The organism is Paenibacillus sp. FW101-FHT12H11 (assembly GCF_058790355.1).
In genome coordinates, this window is sequence record NZ_JBYTCO010000005.1 from 266,694 (window position 1) to 289,030 (window position 22,337).

Sequence of the window (22,337 nt, forward strand, 5' to 3'; positions counted from 1 at the left end):
AGATGGCATCGGGGTTAGAGTATTCACGCTTACATTCACAATTCCAAATGACCTTTTTCCGGTATTCACATCCACTAAAGTGATAGATAATAAAAATACATACTAGCCCCTAACTTGAAGAATAGAGTCTATAGCGAAAAGTAAATTCCGGGTGGCTTATCTGATTCAATGAGGTGAAAGTATGGAGACGACCGGTGTCCATGTATTAAAACATATGAACTATTTGTCTGAAACAACCGATCAGAAGGCGGTCCTTCACAATTTAATGGAAGCCTACGGGAATGATGTTTGGAATTATGCATTTACTATTTGTCGTAATATGGATTTATCTGATGATATTACACAAGATTCTTTCTTAAAGGTATATCGCAATTTAAAGACATTCCGCGGAGAAGCTTCAATGAAGACCTGGCTACTCACCATAACGCGTAATACCGCTTATGATTATTTGCGCAAAGCATTCTGGCGTAAAGTCACACACGTCGGGTTTATTCAATCTACCGGAACCTCAGAATCTGCTGAAAACGAAGTGATGGAGAAACTTAATGCCAGGGATATATGGAAAAATGTAATTTCTCTGCCTCCCAAGTATCGAGAAATTTTGATTTTGCATGCACATTATCAACTCTCAACCAAGGAAATCGCTGCCATTCTTAACATTTCGGAGGGGACAGTGAAATCCAGACTCCATCGTGCCAGATTGAAAGTGATCGAGCTGAAGGAGCGTACAGAGCGTGAACACTCCTGATACTTTTGAAGTAATATAGAATTGTAGCCAGAAGTATGAAAATAATTCTGAGACCTAGGAGCCCATCCAGGGTCCAGGTTAAAACGGCAAAACATTTTACATAATATGTAAGGGGCAATAACATAAATGCTTTATCAGCCGCGTAAAATGCGGTTTTATTATTTTAAGGTTACGACTTCTTGTGCTTTTCAGAAGACAGGATGATGCATTGTTTTTCAGAGTAGGATATACAATACAAAAGGGGAAGTACTTGAAGAGGTTCACCTAACAGCGCTTGAGGTTTTGAAGAAATTACAGAGCACTTGAAATATAATTATATGATATTTCACGATTTTGACCATTCTGCTCTCAAACTAGCAGAGAAATGAAGTGTTTTTGGGGGACCTTACCTTGAAAGTATTAGAAACAGAACGGCTTATTCTTCGTCAGCAAACAATTGAGGATGCGGCTTTTATTCTTGAGCTTTTGAACGACCCTTCTTGGATTCAGTACATAGGCGATAGAGGTGTGAGAACCGTTGAGGACGCGAGGGACTATATTTTAAAAGGAGCTATAGATATGTATGCCCGCTTGGGCTTCGGGTTTTATTTGACAGAGCTGAAGGATGGAGGGATTCCGATTGGCATCTGTGGATTGGCAAAAAGAGATTTCCTAGCAGATGTAGATGTTGGATTTGCTTTTCTTCCTAATTTCAGGGGGAAAGGGTACGCCTTTGAAGTTGCTAGAGCAGTGATCTGTTACGCGCAAAACGTTCTAGAACTACAACGCATTGTGGCAATTACTTCCGAAGATAACCATGCATCGTCCAAACTTTTAGAAAAATTAGCATTGCAGTTTGAAGGCAAGATCCGATATGAAAATACAGATGAAGAAGTGTACATATTTGGGATTAACTAAATGTATTTGATTCTGAAATGATGCGCCGTGTGATATTAAGATTATCTCATTAAGGGCTGCGAAAATCGCGGCCTTTTTGTATTTGGGATAAGGTTATTGTCAAAAAACATTGCTAAGAACTTTATCCCATTCCCGACGGATCGCGCTAAGATATCAATTGATATGTAATCTTGATCATTTTTAACTGTTTTTTTAGGAGTTGAATCACACGCACACATGGATGTTATCCGCGTTACGCTAACGGGCAGCATAGTTCCAATATGTGGTATTATTGTTTTAGTCTGAACATTAAGATGGGGTGATAGGCTGTGAATAGGTATGGTTTTTACTTGTTCTGTTCTGCAGTATGTATTGTTCTTCCCGTTGTATTTTTAATTTATGGATATTGGGATGCATCTCAACCAAAGGTGGGTCCAGTTGGGGATGGTAATCAGAATCCGACCTTTTTACAAATCTTTCCGCTGATATGCACATTGGTTACTGGCCTCATTAATACACCAGTTGCTATTCATCAGTATAGAAAACATAAAAAAAGTCAAAGTGAACTTAGAAATAACGAGTAAAAACAGGGAGCAGCTGCTCCCTGTTTTATTGAAGTAAAGGGAGGGGAAGGTGAAAATTTATTAGTTAAGAAAATCGTGCTATAAAGGAGTGCAATCAATGAAAGATGTTCCTTCTGAAGAATCGTTAAATTCCATATTGGCTAACGTTAAGCAATTCTCAACTATTGAGAACATAAACGAAATTGCAAAATCCGTAAAATGGAAAAGTGAGATTTACGAAATTAATCTTATTATTTATAGTCATTCAGAAGAAAAACCACTTATAAAATATTCTGCAAGTTATTTCAGAACATTTGATGCCTCAAACACATCGGAAGAAAATATTGATGGATACAAAACTTGGACCAAATACGAGGAACCACAAACCTGAAAAAATTAAACTAATAACGAACATTAATTGAATTAAGGAACCGCGGCAGCCGGCCATGAGGATAAACGAAAAAGCAGTCCAAGCTGAGGGAATCAGCTGTGGACTGCTTTTTCATTTCAAGCACGCTTGCGCGGCGAGCATCGGCGCAATATGATTGCGAAACACAAGGAGCGGGATCTTGCTCTTCTTCCGCTCATCATGCGTTAACACGACGACGGTGTCCAGTCGTGGAATGATGTAAATCGCCTGCCCGCCGAAGCCGTAGGCGTTGTAGTAGTCCATTGGTGGGGAAGAGGGAGAGGCTGCGTTCGCATCAGCCTCATACGTATCGACCCACCAATGCCAGCCGTAGAAGCCGCGGCGCGGCGGTACCGGCGCGGCCGGAATGGCGGGAGCGCTGGAGCTGGCGACCAGCGCCTTTGAAATGAGGGGCTTGTGCTGCCACAAGCCCTCCTGTAAGAAGAGCCGGCCGAATTTTAGCATATCGGCCGGCCGGAGCTGGAGACCGAATCCGCCGGTATGAATACCTTGCGGGTCGGTCTCCCAGGCGTAGTCCGCGATGCCAAGTGGACCGAAAAGCTCTTGTTCCGCATACTGGGCAACCGGCATGCCTGTAACTTGCGCTAAAATCGCAGCAAGCAGCTGGGAATTGCCGGAGTTGTATTCCATGCGGGTGCCAGGTACTTCCGACAGCGGTTGTGCAAGGACGAAGTCGACCCAATTAGACGTTCTGGTCATCTGCGGGAACGAATTCTGACCCCCAAATTCGGTCCAGTCCATGCCGGAGGTCATCGTGAGCAGGTGCCGGATTCTCATTTCCCGCTTCCGCGAATCAGCGTCTTGAAGAAGCTGAGGGAAGAATGTTGAAACCGGCGTTTCGGCCTCGGGCAGCAACCCTTGATCCATGGCGATGCAGATCAGCGCCGAGAGAACACTTTTTGTACAAGAATTAATGCGCGTTATTTCAGTTTTTTTTTGTTCGTCGCGATAATGTTCAAAGATTCGTTCACCGCGTTGTTCGATAAGGCAGCTTGCTAAATGCAGCGGTGCGAGCGCGGCAGCCATCTGTTCCAATCTCATGCCATCCGTCCTTTAATTACCTTTTGAGTGAAATGCAGCGTGTGTTACACTAGGGCTAACTATGGTATCCTACGATTATACCATCCCGACATGCAGTCAGGAAAAGATTGCGATAGGAGTTCATTAGCTAATGAGCATGAAGCGAAACCTTTTGTTGATTCCCCTAGCCTTCGTCATGACACTTTCAGCTTGTGAGGCTTTGCCTGTATTCGGAAAAGATAAGCTTGCGCGCAAGCCCATCTCTGGTTATGGCCAGCTTGTACCCGTCAACGAGCAGCGTAATGCGCTTCAGCATTTTATAACAGAAACATTAACCGGACATTATGGTACGTATACCAACTTACGAGAGACCGATCAGAACAGCGAAGTCGCAACCGGGCATGAGGTACTTAGTGAGTCAGCCGGACTGCTCATGCGTTATTATGCCTTAACGGGGCAAAAGAATAAGTTCGAAGCCGAGTGGCAGCTTGCCAAACGCACGTTCGATGCGACATCAGGTCTTAGCTACCGGTACAGCCCCAAGTTGAATAAAAAATTCACCGTTAACGCTACAGTGGACGACTTTCGGATTCTTCGCGCGCTGGACGAAGCGGGGAAAGCTTTTCAGACAGACGCTTATAAGAAGGACTTGGCGTACTACGGAGATAAATTATATACCTATAACGTTTCTGAAAGCCGTCTGCGAGATTTTTATGACGAGACTTACGCGATGACGAATTCATTTATTACGTTGTGCTACATAGATGTTGCTTCTATGGAGCTGCTTCCCGTTTCGAACCGGAAGAAGCGTGCGCTTGAAACGGACATGCTGGGGATTATGCAGGGGGGTTACTTGTCGGATTCGTTCCCTTTATATCAAACTCGGTATGATTTTAAGTTGAAAACCTATCAATCCGAGCAGATTAATTCGGTGGAGTCGCTATTGACGATCCTGAATCTAGCTGAAATTGGAGAAGCCAAGCCAGCCAGTTTGCAATGGATAAAGGCTCAGGTTACCGCGGGCACGTTGGTGGGCGCTTATGATCGAAACGGAAAGCCGTTAAACGATGTCCATTCGACGGCGATTTATGCCATCGCGGCCATGATCGGTTCCGTTACTAAAGATCAACAGCTATATAACGAGAGTATCACGAAAATGAACGCGTTTCAAAATCATACCCAAGGAAGCCCGCTGAACGGAGGCTTTGGAGATGAGCTCGCGCAGCAAGCCTATTCATTCGACAATGCCATGGCTTTGCTCGCTTATGTTTATTAATAAAGGAGTGAGTGCTTGTCGTGACGAATCGCTATTTGAGAGGACTGCTTCGCGTGATGACACCAGCTGCTGCCGCGGCGGCCGGCGTATTGGTCATTACAGTGCTCGCCCTGTTTGTTTATCCTTATATCGGTATTGCGGATAATGGCGACTTTTTTCGAGTTTTGTATAGCAATGGGCTTTACATCAACGATCCGACGTATGATAGTCAATATCTTGGTTTTTTCGTCAAAACATACGGAATTTTTCAGTATTATAACGAAAATCAGGCAACTATTTTCTCAACGCAATCGTCTTTTGTAAAAGCGGCTATTGGCCTAAATCAGTTGTTCCATCCAGGCACAACCACATTTGATATTCGCTATCAAGCGGCCTTTTATCTCGGACTTTATACAGCTGCGGTATATTTGCTTGTTGAAGCATTGACTTGGAAGCTTTCCAAGCTGCGCGGCTATGTGATTGCGGGAATCGTTGTTTTTGTGTTTGGCGACACTGGCTACACAGCTTATTTTAATTCCTTATATGGTGAAAGTGTAATGCTGATCATGACGATGTTCATGGTAGCAAGCGGACTGCTGTTATACCGGAAAAGATATAACGATTACGTGATGCTTGGCTTATTCGTAGTTAGTGCCATGATTTTAACGGCAAGTAAGCAGCAAAACGCCCCAGTTGGGATTTTGACAGCCATATTCGGGGTATTTTTCATTTATATTCGGAAAAGCCGATCGTATCGTGCCATAACCGCAGGACTCCTCGCAGCTCTGATTGGTGTTGGAGTTGGCACCTATGTGCTGATCCCAAAAGAATTTGTTAATATTAACAAGTTTCATGCAATGACTCGCGGCGTATTGATGGGTTCAGCAGATCCGGAAAAAACGTTGGAAAGCTTTGGCATTGATAAGCAATATGCGATTTTGAACCGCAGTGAGTACTACGAGCCTTATAAATCGTTTGATGTGGATTCTGCACAGTTTGAAGAACAGTTTTTTAGCAAATACGGCTTTGTTTCCATTCTTCGCTACTATGTCGCACATCCCGGACAAGCGGGGCAGATGCTTAATATCGCGGCGAGAGACGGTTTTAGTATCCGTCCCATGGCGATGGGGAACTATGAGCAGTCCGTTGGCAAGCCATTTGGTGCGCACACGGTATTCTTTTCTGGCTATAGCTTGCTTAAGCAGGCGCTGGCGCCGAAAACGTTTGGCTTTATTTTACTTTGGACTTTGCTCATAATCGGGCTTTATGTCCCATCGTTTATTCATGCGATTCGCTCGCAACAGTGGCGTAAAGCAACGAAGCTGCCTATTGTGATTTTATTGATTTCAATGGGATTATCGGGGATATTCGTTTCCATTATCGGAGCGGGCGATGCGGATTTAGCGAAGCATGAATTTCTATTTACATTAACCTTTGATCTTGTTTCTTTACTTACGATTAGGGATTTGATTGCTAAACAGTTATGGAGCACAGAATCGGAGAGTAAACAAGTTGGGGCTGCGATGTAAGGCATAAGGAGGGAGCGACATGCGAAAAGTATACCTCTTCGTCACACTTCTCGTTTTATTATGTACGCTAAGTGTGCCAAGACAAACTTCAGCCGCAGAAAGCGCAAAGGATCCTGTGCTGCTTCTCTATGACAGCAAAGCGCTTAAGACACCTCTGGAAGGAAATGTTGAAGCTCTGCAGCGGCTCTTAGCTGGCTACTCTACACCAGTTACACTGCTGAGCTTAGAGCAATATAAAGAGGGAAAGCTGCACAGCTTTAACAAAGTAATCCTCGTACGAAATAAATCAGATGAATTGAATCTTCCTGATGTTTTTTTACAAGACTTGAAAGCTTACTCCGGTAAGTACATGCAAATTGGAAGCGGTCTTCCAGCATCGATTCAGCAAGCACTGCACCTCCAAGAACAGCATACGGTGGATGATACGATCAACTTGAAGATTAGTGATCTGAGCCAAACTTCCATTCCTGTTAGCAATATGGCTTGGGTGACCTCGTTTGAAGGAAAATCGTATGGGACAGTGAAATCCTCCAAACATCCGTCCGAAGCACCGTACAGTATTGCAAACGGCAACTATGGGTATATCCCGTACTTGTCAAAAGGCAACGTTTCAGAACTGGCAGCTTCCTATGTGTTGAAAGATTGGCTGGAAGTTTCCACAGCCCCGCAGCATTATGTATTAATTAGTGATATTTTTCCGTTTTCAAATCTGGAACTCGTGAATGCGATGGCGGATCAACTGTATGAAGCAGGCATTCCTTTTGTAGCCAGCATACAGCCGGTATTCAGTAATTGGGATTACCCGGCGATGCAGCGTTATATGGAGACGCTTAAGCATTTGCAAGCCCGCAATGGCAGCATCATTGTTCAAACTCCGATTGTTGACTCTACGGATTCTCCGGATGTGAATAAACTTCGGAATGAATTGGGCTCTTTTCTTGATCATTTAGCAAGCTCAGGGATCATACCGCTTGGCGTCAGTGCTGAGATGTATTGGACTTATGATAAACATTATGCGTCAGATGGACTTTCTTTTTTTGATTCAGGTCTTATTCTTCCAAACAAAGCCGTTCAATACCGGGATCCTTCCGATACCGCCGTGGCGTTTCACTCAACAGCATATACGATTGATGCCAATGTGCTTTCCCGCTATTCGGATGAAGGCAATAGCCTGAATCAGTTGCCGATGAATACGGCCATAGCGTACAGTTTTCCTAACGATCCTTCGAAGCTGGAGACTCTGCTTACGACGTTAACGTCTAGCTGGACAACGTATGATGATTATAAAAATGGGGGGCACTCCGTTCAAACGTCAACGAGTAAATTTAGCTCACAGAACGGGCATTTGCTAATCAATGGTCAGGAGATTCTGCTTAATAATCGCATTCAGGATATTGATTCGGCACATGTCTATGTGCAGCAAGAAGAAAAAAGTTTAAGCGGACTTTTCTCCGTGCAAAATAAAATACTAATTGTTTTAATCGGAACATCGCTTTTCTTATTCGGTCTTTTCCTTATCATCGGACACCGAATGTACAAACGAAAATACATGCAATCGTGGAGACAATGATGACACTTGCCGACATACTAATGCTGATTGCTGTGATATGTATCTGGTCACTCCTGCTGATTAATATCATCCTGATTGTGGCAGGCTATCTGTATTACATGCAGATTGAGAATCAACCGGTTCCTCCGATGAAAGGGGAACCTCCTTTCGTTTCCATCATGGTGCCGGCTCATAATGAAGGCAAAGTGATTACGCAAACCGTTGAATCACTGCTCGCTTTAGATTATCCGAATGATCGCTACGAAATCATTGTGATTAATGACAATTCCTCGGACAACAGCCGAGAACTGCTTGCTAAGCTTCAAGCGAAGTATCCCGAGCGTCAATTGATCGTATTGAACACGGATGCTACCACGGGTGGTAAAGGCAAATCCAACGCCTTGAATCTGGGTTTCAAACTAAGCCGTGGCGAGCTAATCGCCATCTACGATGCGGATAATACCCCTGAAAAGAAAGCGCTGCTTTATCTCGTCGCCGAAATCACGCAGGATCCAGGACTTGGCGCAGTCATCGGCAAATTTCGCACTCGGAATCGAAATGCGAATCTGTTGACTCGTTTTATCAATATTGAGACGCTTTCATTCCAATGGATGGCTCAGGCGGGGCGTTGGAAGCTGTTTAAGCTATGTACGATCCCGGGTACAAACTTTCTGATGCGCCGCGAAATCGTTGAGCGAATCGGGGGTTGGGATGTGAAGGCAATTGCGGAGGACACGGAAATTTCATTCCGCATTTATTTGATGGGTTACAAAATTAAGTTCCAGCCTAAATCCGTTACCTGGGAGCAGGAGCCTCAGACGGTCAAAGTTTGGTTCAAACAGCGGACAAGGTGGGCGAAAGGGAACATTTACGTCATTGTAAAAAATATCCCGCTGCTGTTCCATCCGGATGCGCGCCGAATACGATTTGATATTTGCTATTTTCTATCTATTTATTTTTTGTTGCTGACCTCGCTTGTCATGTCAGATTTGCTGCTGATTCTACACGCATTGGGCTATGTTAGCACGACCATTGCAAGTTTTAGCTCATTTTTATGGGTACTGGCGATTATTCTCTTTATCGTGGGCACTTTCATTACGCTCGTCACGGAAAAAGGAGAAATGCGGCTCTCTAACTTGTGGGTTATTGTTTTGATGTACGTGTCTTACTGCCAAATGTGGATGGTCGTGGCGGCTTACGGCATGTATACCTATTTGAAGGACGTCATTTTTAAGCGAGAAGCAAAATGGTATAAAACCGAACGCTTCTAGGGCAGTAAGGATCGGAGTTGACGACGATGTGGAATCGTAGTGTTGTGAGAGTAGCATTAAGTATTTTTCTATTTCTGGGGTTATTTCTACCGACAGTTCAAGCAGAGAATGTGCCACCTGCCGCCGGGCAAATGCAAACGCATTTGTCCGATACGTCTTTAACCGGCGGCATTACATATACGCAGCAGTTTTTTCGTGTAGAGAACTATTGGAATGTGACCAGCGTTGACATCCATCTGGATTATCAGCTGTCACAGCTCCTGCAAAACGAACGCTCCTCCGTCACGCTCTATATGAATGGAACGCCGTTTCATTCTTTTCGACCGCAGCTGGGAGAGAAGGTACAGCAGCAGCTGGATTTGACCGTGCCGGCTTCAATGATTATTAAAGGCGTCAACACGCTTATGGTACAGGGGCACTTGGAGACGAATGCGCCAACCATACAGAATGCTTGTCTACCTACCGATAATCGCGATAATTGGCTGCAAATCGCAAAATCCTCAAGAATCGCCGTGAATTATACCAGTGAGCCGATTCAGGACAGTATACAGGATTTTCAAAGGCATTTTATTGGGCAAGATTCGGTTACCAATGGTCAAATTGCGATAGTTGTTGCACCTGAAAACACGGCTCCTGAATTGGAGGCGGCGACCTATGCGTTATCTGGCTTAGCTAAAGTAAATCAAGTGACGGATAAACCGATTCCGCTTACGACTTATAGCACCGATCTGACGAAAACCAAGCAAGCACTCATTCTTGTCAGTCTCTATGAGCATTTGCCTGCGGAAGTGAAGGCTGTGATCAAAGAGGGGGACGTGGCACAAAAAGCGGTTCTTCAGCTCATTGATCTCAATGGGGTCAAAACGCTCGTTATCACGTCGAAGGATGCCACGCTCCTCATCAAGGCCGGTCGACTTGCAGCCAACCAAACGTTGCTTACGCAAATTAACTCGCCGCAGAAAGAAGTACTGGCTTCCACGGAAGTGGACACGCCGGCTGTCAATGTTAGCCGTACCTTACCGTTGACGGAGTCCGGAGATAAGCTTGTCGGTGACCGCCACCGGGAGAAAGCGTATTTTATTTCCCTGCCGGGCAACCGTTCCATTGCAGACGGCAGTAAGCTGCGCATCAACTTTCGTTATGCGCGGAATGTCGATTTCGACCGTTCGTTGGTCACGATTCTCGTGAATGATACGCCGATCGGGAGTAAAAGGCTTTCCACAGAGCTCGCCGACAGCGATCATATGGAGCTTACGATTCCGAAATCCCTGAATATTTCAGGGAATTTCACAGTAAAAGCAGCATTCGATCTTGAGCTTAAAAATAATAGCTGTCTTGCAAACGAAGATCAGATGCCATGGGCCTTTGTCGAGAAGGATTCGCTGCTTCAATTGAATACAAAAGACAGAACGGAGTTGTTGTTCAACAACTATCCGTATCCGTTTCTACGTGACGGCAGCTATAACCAAGTTACGGTTGTATTGCCGACGACACGAGATGTGTACATGTATCAATCGTTAACAAATGTATTCAATCTGCTGGGCCGCTATGCGCAGACGAATACAGGCAATGTACAATATTTAGCAGGTAACCTCCAACCTGATCAGCTTAAAGGCCGTCAAATTATTGCGATCGGCAGCTATGAAGACAACGCTGTGATTGCGGCGAACAATGATAAGCTTTATTTCCGCTATGGAGCTGGGGGACAAGGTTTTGTCTCTAACGAAAAACTCAGCATTGAATCCGGCTATGGCAAACGAATCGGTTCTTTACAATTGATTGATTCTCCTTATCAAAGCGGTTTTGGGCTTATGGCAGTGACGGGCAGTCGGCCGGAATATGCTTACTTGGCCTCCAAGCTCATCGGCTCGGAAGGCTCGCTATGGCAAGTGTTCGGCGATGGCGCAATCACGGATGCAGATGGCAACGTGCAGGCATATCGCTTTAAGAAAGAAGCTGCTTCAGCGCCATCCACTGCGCTTGATGATGTACTGGCGCGTAAAGATGTTCTCGGCTTTATGGCCGCGGCAGGACTTGTCGCCTTGCTTGTGATCCTCTCGCTGATTTTAATGATTCGTAAATATGCGAAGAAGAAGCGGAGGGATCTGCGATGAGTCGATTACGAAGTAGTATGATCTCGGACGGCGGCTTCCTGCTGTTTTTGCTAGTGTGCTTTGTTAGCATCATTTTCACCGCGGGCAATCCAAATCTGTACCTGCAAAATATTATTTTTCTCAATGTGGCTTTTCTCATCGCCGTTATAACATACTTTACGAATGTTACGACAGGCTTGATTCTAAACATTCTGTTCATCTTCGGCTATGGGACGTACACCTTGTACCAAACGGTTGTGGCTGGCGGCTTAATCGGGACGCAGAATTATTTTTGGCTCATTGTGACTCCGATCTTTACACTTGCAACTTGGCTCTTGACGCTTGGGAATCGGCAATTGCAGTTGGAGAACGAACAGCTAATCAAAGAAAATCAATCCTTGGCGACCGTCGACTTGAAGACAAGCTTGAAAAATACGCTTTCTTTTCAAGCTGATGCAACCGTATTTATGGCACTTTCCGTCCGCTATCATATTCCCTTGACTTTGATGGTGATCAGCGTGAAGTATTGGGATGAAATTAAACGGATGATTGGCGAAGATCAGCTGATGGAAGCGGTCCTCGATCTATCCAGAATGAGCCAAACGAATATTCGCACGAACGATTCGCTTTATTTGCTCAATAAAGAGAATCCGATGTGGGGCATGCTGCTATTTACGGATCGGACAGGGGCATCTATCGTCATCGAGCGCTTGAGAAAGAGTGTTGAAGAACGTAATCGCGGCGAATACGCGGAGAAATACAGGGTGGAACTTGTTTTGAAAATGGGTGCAGTTGAGTACAATGCGGCTGAAATCAATAATCCCCTCGAGTTTATCGTACAAGCGAAAAAGCAGTTAGAATACGACGTGTAAAAGGATGGTCTCGGCGAAAGCTGGGACTTTCCTTTTTGTGGTAGAATGAGTAATATCACTCGTTGAATGTATGAATCAAATTTGGAATAAGATCATCGGTTGCCACGCTGCTTGACGTTGAGAACAAGAGTCTACATGACTTGTGGTTATTTAAAAGAAAATGTATGAAGCATATGAAGAAGCACAAACTACTTGTAGATGAATAATGAAATTCAACTATCGGAGAACGGATAGTGCGGCGATGGAACCGATCCATCGCTTGTTTTAGTTTATTGCGCTTCTACAATTCGTAGTCTTTATATAGGAGGTTTTTCATGGATAATCGATATGACGAACTCTACAAAAAGGCGGAAACCTACGGCCAGGAGCATATACTCAAACTTTACCCCTCGCTATCCAAAGCTTCAAAGAGCAAACTGCTGGATCAGATGGAACAGTTGGATTTTGGCGAACTCCACGAGCTTTTTCATCATATGAAGCAGCCATTGGCAAGTACCTACGGTATTTCGCCTATGAAAGCTTACGATTTGGAAGATTACAGCGAGAAGGAGCGGGAGCAATTAACCGTAACCGGCTGGCATCGGCTTCGCCAAGGTAAGGTCGCGGCGCTTGTCGTCGCCGGAGGGCAGGGAAGCCGCCTAGGGCATGAAGGACCAAAGGGGACCTATAACATCGGGCTACCGTCAGGAAAGTCACTGTTCCAACTGCAGGCCGAGCGCTTGCTCAACTTGTCCCGTAGAGCCGGCAGGTCCATCGCTTGGTACATTATGACCAGCCCGGAGAATCATCGGGAAACGGTACAATATTTCCAGGCATCGGAGTATTTCGGCTATGCCCCGGACGACATTTTCTTTTTCCAGCAAAATGTCCTTCCAGCACTGGATTCCTTAGGACGCGTGCTACTGTCCGACAAGGACGAAATCGGCTTTACCCCCATCGGAAACGGCGACGTTTTTGCTTCCATGAAGAAATCAGGCGCCTTGGACGACCTGAAACGACGTCGAGTGGAGTGGCTATTCTATTACAATGTCGATAATGCCTTAATCCGAGTCGCTGATCCGCTGTTTATAGGAGCTGCTGCGCATTATAACCATCCGATTGCCACCAAAGTCGCGGAAAAAGCCTACCCCGAGGAAAAAGTCGGCATTTTTTGCCTAAAAGGCGGGCGACCTGCCGTCGTGGAATATATTGATGTGCCTAAAGAGTTAATGTACGAAAGCGATAGTGCGGGCCACTTGACATACGGGTTGGGCAACCTTTCGATTCATCTTTTTCGTACAGATTTTATCGAACGGTATGCAAATACGCATATTCCATACCACGCCGCCCATAAAACGGTCAAATACATAGACGATCAGGGCCATACGGTCCAGCCGGCTTCGCCTAACGCTTTCAAATTTGAAAAATTCATTTTTGATTTCTTTCCGTTCGCCGAAAGCATGACATTGTTGAAAGTACGAAGAGACGAAGAGTTCGCACCTGTCAAAAATAAGGAGGGCAAGGACAGCTCGGCGACAGCACGACGACTTATGCTGGATTTGTATAAGCGATGGCTTTGGGAAGCAGGCGTAACCCCCTCCGTACTCGAAGGCCGGGATATCGAAATTTCCCCGCTGATTTCTTATGCGGGAGAGGGACTGACTCCGGATGTTTTGAAAGTACTTCTTGCTACGCAGTCTAACTAATGGTTAGCATTAGTTCATCAATTAAGTTGAAACAGGCTGCGGGTGATAAACTTGGTGGCCTGTTGTGCTAACGATGAACTACAGCTCAATAAGCTTCAATAGAAAGCTGCTGACAGCAATAGATCGGTAGGACACTATTGGTAACCGCGTTGCCGGAGGAAAGCTTCGTACGAAATTGGTTTGGTGTAAATTTCCATGTGATTTGTATACGGCATTAAGGCTTAAATATTACTTTTTACATACTATATAACCAGAAAGTAAGTACTTTTTTTTTAGTTACTTTTGTTCCATAATGACTCTTGTGGCCACGAAGCATTAACCTAATTGATAAAAATCAGCTGATTGGATTATAGAGTGAAAGCAAAAACATAGTAACCAATGTGTGTTGTTAATTAAATTATCCGGGAGATAAGTTAAATGAGTTCAACAATTGAACATTTAATAAATAAACACATTGAAATTTGGAGTGAAACAGATTCCAAGAAAAGAAGAATTAAGATTCAAGAAGCGTACACAACAAACTGCCGGGTGTTTGATCCTTTTTTCTCTGATGTAATTGTTGGTCATGACGCTCTAAATGACCTGATTGATGAAGTACAAGCTAAAAATCCTGGAAAAGTGTTTACGGTTATTCCCGGCTCAGTTAATGAGCATCATGATCAAGCGAGATTTAGTTGGAGGTACGAATCATCTGAGAATCCAATCGTGATTACTGGGCAAGACTTCATCGCTGTAGAGAATGGTTCCATTCATTCCTTAACTGTGTTTGTAGACAAGCCAATTTCAGAGTAAACATTTAATATAAAACGTTAGAAAAGGGGAAAAAGAATATGGGGAAATTTGATGGGAAAGTAGCAGTAGTAACAGGAGGCACAAGCGGAATTGGTCTCCAAGCAGCCACTCAGTTTGCAAAAGAAGGTGCTCATGTATATATTACAGGACGCAGACAAGCGGAGCTTGATATAGCGGTAAAACAAATTGGGAACAATGTAACTGGTGTTCAAGGGGACATTTCTAAACTGGAGGATTTAGACAAGCTCTATGCTTTGGTTAAAAAGCAAAGTGGACATCTAGATATCCTCTTTGCGAATGCGGGACTTGGTTATATGCTGCCACTGGGAGAAATTACAGAAGAGCATTACGATAAAACTTTTGATGTTAACGTTAAAGGAACGCTTTTCACTGTTCAAAAAGCTCTGGCTTTGTTTCCCGATAACGTTGGATCTATCATCATGACTGGTTCAACGGCGGGTTCTATTGGCGATCCAGCGTTCAGTGTATACGGAGCTTCAAAAGCTGCGATTAGGCAGATGGCTCGTAACTGGATCCTTGATTTAAAAGGAACAAAAATTCGTGTAAACGTCCTAAGCCCTGGATTTGTTCATACCCCTGCGTATGATTACTTGTTCGCTGAGAATACTAATGCTGTTCTAGAACATGCTAAAAATATAACTCCACTAGGCAGGGTTGGAACCGTTGAAGAAATTGCAAATGCTGTGATGTTCCTCGCTTCAGATGAAAGTAGCTATATTAATGGAATAGAGCTATTCGTAGACGGCGGAGTTGCTCAAATTTAATAGTTTGAACGTGAAAACGATCTTCGGCCAAGCACAAAGTGCAAGAATTAGTGTCTGAGATTCATCAAAAAAATATAAGTATAATTTGGAGGATTTAAAATGAATAAAACCGAACAAACAGTAATTATTGCTCGTTTTAAGTTGAAAACTAACTCCGATAAACAAGCTTTTTTTGATAATCTAAAGCCGCTCTTTGATACAATGTCCAAAGAACCTACTTTTGTAAATGGCATTGTACATGAGAACGTTGATGACCCTGATGAAATTGTACTCTACGAAATTTGGAACTGTTCCAAAGAGACTTGGCTGGCAGAGGAAGAAACGAAAGCTTACCGTCAAGGTCCATATACTCGTGCAGCAGAATTCTTGTTGGGGAGAGAGCTAGGTTTCTACTCCCCATTCGGAGAATGGGGAACTACAATTACTGCTGGTAAACATTTCTCCTAAAATCAACATAAAGTTTTTCATTAAAAGGTTCAGCTACTGAAAACTGAGGAGCTGTTCCTTTTTTTTATTATTGGCTCAATCTCAATTGGTAATGGCAAAAAAGGAATTTAAAGAGGTAAAAAAATATGAAGCAAAGAAGGCATACACCTGTGGGGTCATCTAAAATGGATGGACTAAAATATTTGTCTGTTAACTCATTTGGTTCGGTTATGGGAATAGAAGGACTCTCGCTTGCTGGCAGGTTATCTCATAATCTGTTTGGAACTTCCTCGCTGATTTCTGAATTGATTGGATTAATGGGAATCATGATATTTGTGCTTCTAAGCGTTTGTTTTGTCATAAAGTTGGTGAAATTCCCGAGTCTTGTTTATTCAGAGTTTTCAAATTCTATTGCCGGAAATTTCTATGGAGCTATCACCGTTGCTATCCTACTTCTTTCATCAGTCATTTTACCTTACAACCATTTTTTGGGACAAGTGATTTGGATAATAGGTACAAGTCTAACCATATTATTAAGTTACTTCATGGTATCTCGTTTATTTAAGGTTAAACAAGATCCACTACATGCTGTTCCTGCCATGTTAATTCCTGCTGTTGCCATTTTGAATGTACCAGTTACAGGGGTTTCAATGCCGTTTGCTTGGATTCATGAATTGAACTTGTTTTGTTTAGCAATAGGGGGCATTTTATCCCTGATTTTCTTGACTATGATTTTTACTCGATTGATACATCACGAACCTATGGCAGCAGGCATGACCCCCTCTTTGTTAATTTTGATCGCACCTTTTGAGGTTGGCTTTCTTGCATATGTAGCTTTGACAAAATCGATTGATATGTTTGCATCAATTTTGTTTTATTTTGGATTATTTTTATTCATGGTATTGTTTTTCAAGTCATTTAATAAGTCCATTCCGTTTACTACGGCTTGGTGGGCAGTAAGCTTTCCATTGGCTGTTCTTAGCAATGCAGCTTTGAAGTATGCCCAGTATGTAAACACATGGCCGACCAAGTTCGTTGCAGCTTTTATCCTTATCTTGACTACATTTGTTATTGTTATTATATTTATTCGAACTATTAAACACTTAATTAGTGGAAAGCTGCTGCAGGGTTAATGACAGGTGAGTGATGGCTTGCGCAGTTCTTGAGTGAAATTATAGTCGTTCAGCTTTTTGGTACAAATCAGCTTTTTGTTCTTTCGATGTCATGACTTCTAGCAAGAATGAAGTCAGGATGATGCCTGGAACATTGATTAGAAGCCGGGTTAAAGCAAAGGTAGATCCTAAAGATGTCATTTCAAAGATCAACATCGGTATTTTTGTCGAGGACCAAGCACCGATGAGAATCATAATATTTCTAAACTTGACACCTTTTTTCATGAAAGCTGCAGCTACCGGAAAAGATGCATAGAGCGGACCAGCAGCAACAGAACCAATAAGAAAAGCTAGAAAGATTCCCATCCAGCCTGATGTTTCTCCCATGTACTTTACCATGACTTCCTTTGGTACCCAAGTATCCAAAAGTCCCATTAATACAAAGATGGGGGGGATGACAAGCATCATTGCTTTCAGACTTGATGTGGAAACCTTTATAGCATTCAAACCGACAGTTTCCTTATAGAAATATAAAAGAATTAACACGATGATAGTCAATAACGGAAATTTGTATCGTTTAATTGTTCTCCTCATGCGCCCACCACCCAGCCAATTATCAAAGCGACAATGAAAGAGAACAGAAATGCCACGATATTTCGAGAAAGTGTTAGCCTTTTTCCAAAATATTTCATCTCCAAAGGTGCAGTGACGATACCAACTGTCAAAAGGGTAGACACTAATGCTGCTGCTTGCATGACGCCTGCCCCTTTCTGTAATAACAGGGCAACCATAGGAAAAGCAACAAAACCAGGGATGATAACAATAGAGCCTGCAATTGCGGATATCAGTATACCAATAAAACCGCTAGATGAGCCGATGTAATGACTGATTGTTTCTGGATGAAGGATTGAAAGTAAAATACCCATTATAAATATGATTCCAAGTAATTGAGGCAAAATATTTTCGAAAGACTTCCATGCTTTCATTAAAGATCGTTTGGTCTTAGCTTTGTCTTTCCAATAGGAGAGAAGCAGCAAAATTAATGTCAGTCCATATATGATCGCATTACTCATATGTTCTACCTTCTTCACTATTATTTTATGAGTTCTTATTTATTATTATCTGCAAATCAATATGCTCAACCTTTTCTGAATTCAATTATTATCACTAATTACATTCGAATGTATGCAATAAAACTAGCAGTTCATATTGCTAAAATCGAGCACATCTTACTTCAGTAAGATAGATTACAGATTAAAATAAATGGTTAGCCTTATAATAGGGGAGCAGATAAGAAGAAGTGAAAACGGGTTGCAATTGAGTTGGAAGACTCAATAAATCCGCTTCATCATATAGCTGCTGTCGTTGCAAGAAATCACTGCAAACATTGAAAACATTATAAATTAGGAGGCATAATATATTATGTCAAAAGTATTAGATGTCATGGGACCACGTATTCAACTCGTAACGGATTTAACAGAAAATAAGGATTATTCCCTCATGAAGGCTGAAGTTCCAGCAGGAGTTATCGTTCCTGTTCACAGTCATGATGATCGTGAAACCTTTGTTGTTCTCTCAGGGGAGCTTGAAGCATTCACGGAAGACAGTTGGAAAACAGTAAAAGCCGGTGAGACCGTTGATATTCCAGGAGATGTAAAACATGCCTGGAGGAATTCCTCTAACGAGACAGTGACATTGTTAGTCGTATCGACTGTAAAAATGGGGGAATTTTTCAATGAAATTGGCCGCCCTGTTGACACAGTGCCACCAGGTCCTCCCTCACTAGAGGTATTACAACACTTTGTTGAAGTTGCGATAGCTTATGGGTATTGGCTCGGCACACCAGAAGATAATGCTTCGATCGGTATTAAGCTAATGTAATCTCAGAAATGCCCGATCTACGAGAACTCAAAAAAGAGGAATCCGTACTACATTGCGGGTTTCTTTTTTATGGAGTTTACATCTTATCCGCATAATCGAATAGGACGGCGGGAAAATAACATATAGAGCAATTAAGGAGGAAATGAAATGAATCATGCAATCATTATCGGTACTGGTCCCGCAGGACTCACCGCTGCAATATATTTAGCTCGTGCAAATTTAGAACCAATTATTATTGAAGGTCCTGAACCAGGTGGACAATTAACAACCACTACAGAAGTTGAGAATTTTCCAGGTTTTCCAGAAGGAATTATGGGACCGGAATTGATAGAAAATATGCGAAAACAAGCAGAACGATTCGGTGCAAAGTTTCGTACAGGATGGGTTAATAAAGCAAATTTATCCGACCGACCATTTAAATTAACCCTTGAAGGAGGAGAAGAACTCGTAGCAAACTCCATCATTATATCAACAGGTGCCTCCGCGAAATACCTTGGCATATCAGGGGAAAAAGAAAATGTGGGACGAGGTATTAGTACATGTGCAACTTGTGACGGGTTCTTTTTTCGTAACAAAAAAATTATTGTTGTAGGTGGAGGAGACTCCGCTATGGAAGAAGCACACTTCCTAACGAAATTCGCATCAGAAGTGCGAATCGTCCATCGCCGTGAGGAGTTACGCGCCTCAAAAATAATGCAGGATCGTGCTCGTCAAAACCCCAAAATCACATGGAGTTTGAATAATACGCCTTTACAGGTGCTATCAGGGGAGCGAGGGGTTACTGGATTAAAAGTTCTTAATAATATCACTTCTGAAGAAGAAATCATCGAAACAGAAGGTATTTTCGTTACGATAGGCCATACACCTAACACAAAATTCCTTGACGGTCAGTTAGAAACGGATGACATTGGTTATCTGAAAGTAAAACCAGGGTCTTCTGAAACTAACATTCCAGGTGTGTTTGCCTGTGGCGACGTACAAGATAAAAAGTATAGACAAGCGATCACTGCAGCTGGAAGTGGTTGTATGGCAGCTTTAGATTGCGAGAAGTTCCTTGAAGGTTCTATGGTTCATGATTGGAGTAAAACGCTTGTGTAAAAAGGGAATAGAGAAGTATTTAAATGACTTACGATGAATTTTCCAAAAAATAGGAGGTTAAAATAATGGATGTTATTTCACTAACTAAGGATAGTTTTCATAAGCAAATAGAACATGGAGTCACACTTGTGGATTTCTATGCAACTTGGTGCGGTCCTTGTAAAATACAGTTGCCTATTGTAGAAGAATTAGCTAAAGAACTGAAAAGCGAGGCTGCAATTGCTAAAGTGGATATTGATGCAGAATCTGACATTGCCTCAGAGTATGATGTTAAAAGTATTCCTACTTTAATGATTTTTAAAGATGGTTACAAACTAGAAACATTTGTTGGCGTTCAGAGTAAAGCGTTCTTAAAACAAAAAATTAATGAGTATACAGCAATAGGAGATACTTGTTAAAGCTATTAATTTTGGATTGCAATAACAAGGCTGTTGGTAATCCAACAGCTTTTTCGTATAAATTGTTTCACAAAAGTGAAAATAAATTAATCAGACTGTTTTTGGGATAATATAAAAAAGGATGTGTGAATTAGATTACAGAAGGATCTTTCATTTAGGAGTAAGCTGATAAAGTATCATACAACAAATTTAACGAGGAGGAATTCATAATGTCCGTAGATAACCAACAAGTCGTATTGAATATTCGTTTTAAAACTAAACCAGGAAAAAAAGAAGAATTCCGTACCCAGTTATCCTCGTTGATTCAAGTTATGTCTGTAGAGAAAGCATTCATTAGCGCTATAGTATCTGATGATTTAGATCAACCTAATGATTTAGTCATCTATGAGATATGGCAGGGAACAAGGGATAGTTGGTTGGAGGAAGAATTTACTAAACCGTATAGGAAAGATTATGAAGACACGCTTGCTGAGCTGATCGAGGACAGAATGGTTAGTTGGCTAGAACCAAAAGGAGAATGGGGAAGTACATTAACGGCATAAAGATTTGATCCCATGTCATAGATAGGTTGTGTGAAATGATAAAGTATGATGCCATTATTATCGGGTTCGGAAAAGGTGGTAAAACACTGGCTGCTGCATTAGCTAAGAAAGGTCAGAAAGTAGCCATCATTGAACAATCAGAACTAATGTACGGAGGTACATGCATTAATATCGGTTGTATTCCGACAAAAGCATTAGTTCATTATTCTAAGCAGTCACAACTCATGAAATTAAAAGATTATGATCATAAATCCGAAGCATATCGACTTGCAATAGATAAAAAAACGAACCTGGTATCTGGCCTTCGTCAAAAGAATTTCGATAACCTCGACAATCTTGATAAGGTAACGATTTATACCGGAAAGGCAAAATTTGAATCATCACATGAAATTATAATTCAAGCCGGCGAAGAGCTTACAACGATTTATGGCGAGAAAATTTATATAAATACAGGAGCTTCAACCATTATTCCTGATATTGAAGGGATTTCAAGTAGTAGGCACGTGTACACAAGTACATCCCTAATGGAATTAACTAATCTGCCTAAAAAGATGGTTGTTCTTGGAGCTGGCTACATCGGATTGGAGTTTTCATCTATCTATGCGAATTTTGGTTCAGAAATTGTGGTTTTAGATAAGCATAGTGAATTTCTCTCAAGGGAAGATCGAGACATTGCGAATATGGTTCAATCAACACTTCAGAAAAGAGGAATCGACTTTAAGTTGGGTACTGAAATCCAATCTATTCGTGACGTAGAGCATGGAGTGATTGTAACTTACCTAGATCAGGACAATAATTCTCATGAACTTTACGCAGATGCTGTTTTAAGCGCCGCTGGAAGAAAGCCAAACACGGAAGGTTTGCAGCTTCAAAAGGCAGGCATAGCTGTTACTGATCGAGGAGCTATCCAGGTTGACGAGCGATTACAAACGACAATACCTCATATTTTTGCCATGGGGGACGTAGTTGGCGGATTACAATTCACGTACATTTCGTTGGACGATCAACGTATTATTTTAGATAACTTGTATGGTTCAAAGCAAAGAACAACGGAGGATCGGCATTATGTGCCATATTCCGTATTTATTGACCCTCCTTTATCCCGAGTGGGGTTAAGCGAAGAGCAGGCACTTGCTAAGGGTTACGAAATCAAAGTGGCCACAATGCCTGCCGCAGCAATACCACGTGCAAAGTTGACGGAAGAAACAGACGGGTTGTTAAAAGTAATCGTTGATGCGAAAACAGACAAGATACTCGGCTGTTCATTGTTTTGTTCAGAATCACATGAAATGATTAATATTGTTCAGATAGCCATGGAAACAGGTCAACCCTACACTTATTTAAGAGATCACATCTTCACACATCCCACGATGAGTGAATCTCTAAATGATTTATTTCAAGGAATTAAATAA

The 22,337-nt window shown here is 42.4% G+C and carries 22 protein-coding genes; 19 read left to right on the top strand and 3 right to left on the bottom strand.

Annotated elements, in window-relative coordinates:
• Positions 1-181 precede the first annotated feature (181 nt).
• The 3 genes from AC3WTJ_RS17920 to AC3WTJ_RS17930 all read left to right on the top strand — a co-directional run bounded on the left by AC3WTJ_RS17920 (position 182) and on the right by AC3WTJ_RS17930 (position 2,578).
• Positions 182-748 (top strand): RNA polymerase sigma factor, encoded by a 567-nt coding sequence (locus AC3WTJ_RS17920; protein WP_492522945.1) that lies wholly within the window; start codon positions 182-184, stop codon positions 746-748.
• Positions 749-1,138: 390 nt separating this feature from the next.
• Positions 1,139-1,645, top strand: a complete 507-nt coding sequence (locus AC3WTJ_RS17925; protein WP_492522946.1) for a GNAT family N-acetyltransferase — start codon at positions 1,139-1,141, stop codon at positions 1,643-1,645.
• A gap of 660 nt (positions 1,646-2,305) precedes the next feature.
• Positions 2,306-2,578, top strand: a complete 273-nt coding sequence (locus AC3WTJ_RS17930) for a hypothetical protein (RefSeq protein ID WP_492522947.1) — start codon at positions 2,306-2,308, stop codon at positions 2,576-2,578.
• 111 nt (positions 2,579-2,689) lie between these two features.
• Here the strand turns inward: AC3WTJ_RS17930 and AC3WTJ_RS17935 are convergent, their stop codons facing one another.
• Positions 2,690-3,658, bottom strand: coding sequence for a serine hydrolase domain-containing protein (locus AC3WTJ_RS17935; RefSeq protein ID WP_492522948.1), 969 nt, complete (start codon positions 3,656-3,658; stop codon positions 2,690-2,692).
• A 130-nt stretch (positions 3,659-3,788) separates the two neighbouring features.
• Between AC3WTJ_RS17935 and AC3WTJ_RS17940 the strand changes: the two genes are divergently transcribed.
• The 11 genes from AC3WTJ_RS17940 to AC3WTJ_RS17990 all read left to right on the top strand — a co-directional run bounded on the left by AC3WTJ_RS17940 (position 3,789) and on the right by AC3WTJ_RS17990 (position 17,027).
• The gene (locus AC3WTJ_RS17940) at positions 3,789-4,913 is read left to right on the top strand and encodes a hypothetical protein (protein ID WP_492522949.1); all 1,125 of its coding nucleotides are present in this window, start codon (positions 3,789-3,791) and stop codon (positions 4,911-4,913) included.
• 20 nt (positions 4,914-4,933) lie between these two features.
• The gene (gene wsfD, locus AC3WTJ_RS17945; RefSeq protein WP_492522950.1) at positions 4,934-6,421 is read left to right on the top strand and encodes a glycan biosynthesis hexose transferase WsfD; all 1,488 of its coding nucleotides are present in this window, start codon (positions 4,934-4,936) and stop codon (positions 6,419-6,421) included.
• Between the two features lie 19 nt (positions 6,422-6,440).
• Positions 6,441-7,991 carry a hypothetical protein gene (locus AC3WTJ_RS17950; RefSeq protein WP_492522951.1) on the top strand — a complete coding sequence of 517 codons (1,551 nt, stop codon included), beginning with the start codon at positions 6,441-6,443 and terminating at the stop codon, positions 7,989-7,991.
• Complete coding sequence (locus AC3WTJ_RS17955; RefSeq protein WP_492522952.1) at positions 7,991-9,241, top strand: glycosyltransferase family 2 protein; 1,251 nt, start codon at positions 7,991-7,993, stop codon at positions 9,239-9,241. The genes AC3WTJ_RS17950 and AC3WTJ_RS17955 overlap by 1 nt, the downstream gene beginning before the upstream one ends.
• Positions 9,242-9,267: 26 nt before the next feature.
• Positions 9,268-11,355, top strand: a complete 2,088-nt coding sequence (locus tag AC3WTJ_RS17960) for a cellulose biosynthesis cyclic di-GMP-binding regulatory protein BcsB (RefSeq protein ID WP_492522953.1) — start codon at positions 9,268-9,270, stop codon at positions 11,353-11,355.
• A complete protein-coding gene (locus tag AC3WTJ_RS17965; RefSeq protein ID WP_492522954.1) occupies positions 11,352-12,206 on the top strand; it encodes a diguanylate cyclase domain-containing protein in 855 nt (284 codons plus the stop codon). The genes AC3WTJ_RS17960 and AC3WTJ_RS17965 overlap by 4 nt, the downstream gene beginning before the upstream one ends.
• A 314-nt stretch (positions 12,207-12,520) precedes the next feature.
• Complete coding sequence (locus tag AC3WTJ_RS17970) at positions 12,521-13,891, top strand: UTP--glucose-1-phosphate uridylyltransferase (protein ID WP_492522955.1); 1,371 nt, start codon at positions 12,521-12,523, stop codon at positions 13,889-13,891.
• A 417-nt stretch (positions 13,892-14,308) separates the two neighbouring features.
• Positions 14,309-14,683: a hypothetical protein gene (locus tag AC3WTJ_RS17975; protein ID WP_492522956.1), complete on the top strand. Its 375-nt coding sequence runs from the start codon at positions 14,309-14,311 to the stop codon at positions 14,681-14,683.
• A gap of 38 nt (positions 14,684-14,721) precedes the next feature.
• Positions 14,722-15,468 carry an SDR family NAD(P)-dependent oxidoreductase gene (locus AC3WTJ_RS17980; protein WP_492522957.1) on the top strand — a complete coding sequence of 249 codons (747 nt, stop codon included), beginning with the start codon at positions 14,722-14,724 and terminating at the stop codon, positions 15,466-15,468.
• Between the two features lie 99 nt (positions 15,469-15,567).
• A complete protein-coding gene (locus AC3WTJ_RS17985; protein WP_492522958.1) occupies positions 15,568-15,915 on the top strand; it encodes a putative quinol monooxygenase in 348 nt (115 codons plus the stop codon).
• A 125-nt stretch (positions 15,916-16,040) separates the two neighbouring features.
• A complete protein-coding gene (locus tag AC3WTJ_RS17990; RefSeq protein WP_492522959.1) occupies positions 16,041-17,027 on the top strand; it encodes an SLAC1 anion channel family protein in 987 nt (328 codons plus the stop codon).
• Positions 17,028-17,066: 39 nt separating this feature from the next.
• Here the strand turns inward: AC3WTJ_RS17990 and AC3WTJ_RS17995 are convergent, their stop codons facing one another.
• Positions 17,067-17,600 carry a permease gene (locus tag AC3WTJ_RS17995; protein ID WP_492522960.1) on the bottom strand — a complete coding sequence of 178 codons (534 nt, stop codon included), beginning with the start codon at positions 17,598-17,600 and terminating at the stop codon, positions 17,067-17,069.
• Entirely contained in the window at positions 17,597-18,079 is a 483-nt protein-coding gene (locus tag AC3WTJ_RS18000; RefSeq protein ID WP_492522961.1) for a permease, read from the bottom strand. Before AC3WTJ_RS18000 ends, AC3WTJ_RS17995 begins: the two co-directional genes overlap by 4 nt.
• A gap of 349 nt (positions 18,080-18,428) precedes the next feature.
• Between AC3WTJ_RS18000 and AC3WTJ_RS18005 the strand changes: the two genes are divergently transcribed.
• The 5 genes from AC3WTJ_RS18005 (at position 18,429) to AC3WTJ_RS18025 (ending at position 22,337) form a co-directional block, all read left to right on the top strand.
• Positions 18,429-18,887, top strand: a complete 459-nt coding sequence (locus AC3WTJ_RS18005; RefSeq protein ID WP_492522962.1) for a cupin domain-containing protein — start codon at positions 18,429-18,431, stop codon at positions 18,885-18,887.
• A gap of 147 nt (positions 18,888-19,034) precedes the next feature.
• A complete protein-coding gene (gene trxB / locus AC3WTJ_RS18010) occupies positions 19,035-19,985 on the top strand; it encodes a thioredoxin-disulfide reductase (RefSeq protein WP_492522963.1) in 951 nt (316 codons plus the stop codon).
• Between the two features lie 65 nt (positions 19,986-20,050).
• Positions 20,051-20,383: a thioredoxin gene (gene trxA / locus AC3WTJ_RS18015; RefSeq protein WP_492522964.1), complete on the top strand. Its 333-nt coding sequence runs from the start codon at positions 20,051-20,053 to the stop codon at positions 20,381-20,383.
• Positions 20,384-20,592: 209 nt separating this feature from the next.
• Positions 20,593-20,925 (top strand): putative quinol monooxygenase, encoded by a 333-nt coding sequence (locus tag AC3WTJ_RS18020; protein ID WP_492522965.1) that lies wholly within the window; start codon positions 20,593-20,595, stop codon positions 20,923-20,925.
• A 35-nt stretch (positions 20,926-20,960) separates the two neighbouring features.
• Positions 20,961-22,337 carry an FAD-dependent oxidoreductase gene (locus tag AC3WTJ_RS18025; protein WP_492522966.1) on the top strand — a complete coding sequence of 459 codons (1,377 nt, stop codon included), beginning with the start codon at positions 20,961-20,963 and terminating at the stop codon, positions 22,335-22,337.

What these genes read in the sequence shown, in the direction of transcription:
- AC3WTJ_RS17920 (WP_492522945.1), top strand. Translation starts at nt 182, where the DNA reads ATGGAGACGACCGGTGTCCATGTATTAAAACATATGAACTATTTGTCT.
- AC3WTJ_RS17930 (WP_492522947.1), top strand. Translation starts at nt 2,306, where the DNA reads ATGAAAGATGTTCCTTCTGAAGAATCGTTAAATTCCATATTGGCTAAC.
- AC3WTJ_RS17935 (WP_492522948.1), bottom strand. Translation starts at nt 3,658, where the DNA reads ATGAGATTGGAACAGATGGCTGCCGCGCTCGCACCGCTGCATTTAGCA.
- AC3WTJ_RS17940 (WP_492522949.1), top strand. Translation starts at nt 3,789, where the DNA reads ATGAGCATGAAGCGAAACCTTTTGTTGATTCCCCTAGCCTTCGTCATG.
- AC3WTJ_RS17950 (WP_492522951.1), top strand. Translation starts at nt 6,441, where the DNA reads ATGCGAAAAGTATACCTCTTCGTCACACTTCTCGTTTTATTATGTACG.
- AC3WTJ_RS17955 (WP_492522952.1), top strand. Translation starts at nt 7,991, where the DNA reads ATGACACTTGCCGACATACTAATGCTGATTGCTGTGATATGTATCTGG.
- AC3WTJ_RS17960 (WP_492522953.1), top strand. Translation starts at nt 9,268, where the DNA reads ATGTGGAATCGTAGTGTTGTGAGAGTAGCATTAAGTATTTTTCTATTT.
- AC3WTJ_RS17965 (WP_492522954.1), top strand. Translation starts at nt 11,352, where the DNA reads ATGAGTCGATTACGAAGTAGTATGATCTCGGACGGCGGCTTCCTGCTG.
- AC3WTJ_RS17970 (WP_492522955.1), top strand. Translation starts at nt 12,521, where the DNA reads ATGGATAATCGATATGACGAACTCTACAAAAAGGCGGAAACCTACGGC.
- AC3WTJ_RS17975 (WP_492522956.1), top strand. Translation starts at nt 14,309, where the DNA reads ATGAGTTCAACAATTGAACATTTAATAAATAAACACATTGAAATTTGG.
- AC3WTJ_RS17980 (WP_492522957.1), top strand. Translation starts at nt 14,722, where the DNA reads ATGGGGAAATTTGATGGGAAAGTAGCAGTAGTAACAGGAGGCACAAGC.
- AC3WTJ_RS17985 (WP_492522958.1), top strand. Translation starts at nt 15,568, where the DNA reads ATGAATAAAACCGAACAAACAGTAATTATTGCTCGTTTTAAGTTGAAA.
- AC3WTJ_RS17990 (WP_492522959.1), top strand. Translation starts at nt 16,041, where the DNA reads ATGAAGCAAAGAAGGCATACACCTGTGGGGTCATCTAAAATGGATGGA.
- AC3WTJ_RS17995 (WP_492522960.1), bottom strand. Translation starts at nt 17,600, where the DNA reads ATGAGGAGAACAATTAAACGATACAAATTTCCGTTATTGACTATCATC.
- AC3WTJ_RS18000 (WP_492522961.1), bottom strand. Translation starts at nt 18,079, where the DNA reads ATGAGTAATGCGATCATATATGGACTGACATTAATTTTGCTGCTTCTC.
- AC3WTJ_RS18005 (WP_492522962.1), top strand. Translation starts at nt 18,429, where the DNA reads ATGTCAAAAGTATTAGATGTCATGGGACCACGTATTCAACTCGTAACG.
- trxB (WP_492522963.1), top strand. Translation starts at nt 19,035, where the DNA reads ATGAATCATGCAATCATTATCGGTACTGGTCCCGCAGGACTCACCGCT.
- trxA (WP_492522964.1), top strand. Translation starts at nt 20,051, where the DNA reads ATGGATGTTATTTCACTAACTAAGGATAGTTTTCATAAGCAAATAGAA.
- AC3WTJ_RS18020 (WP_492522965.1), top strand. Translation starts at nt 20,593, where the DNA reads ATGTCCGTAGATAACCAACAAGTCGTATTGAATATTCGTTTTAAAACT.
- AC3WTJ_RS18025 (WP_492522966.1), top strand. Translation starts at nt 20,961, where the DNA reads ATGATAAAGTATGATGCCATTATTATCGGGTTCGGAAAAGGTGGTAAA.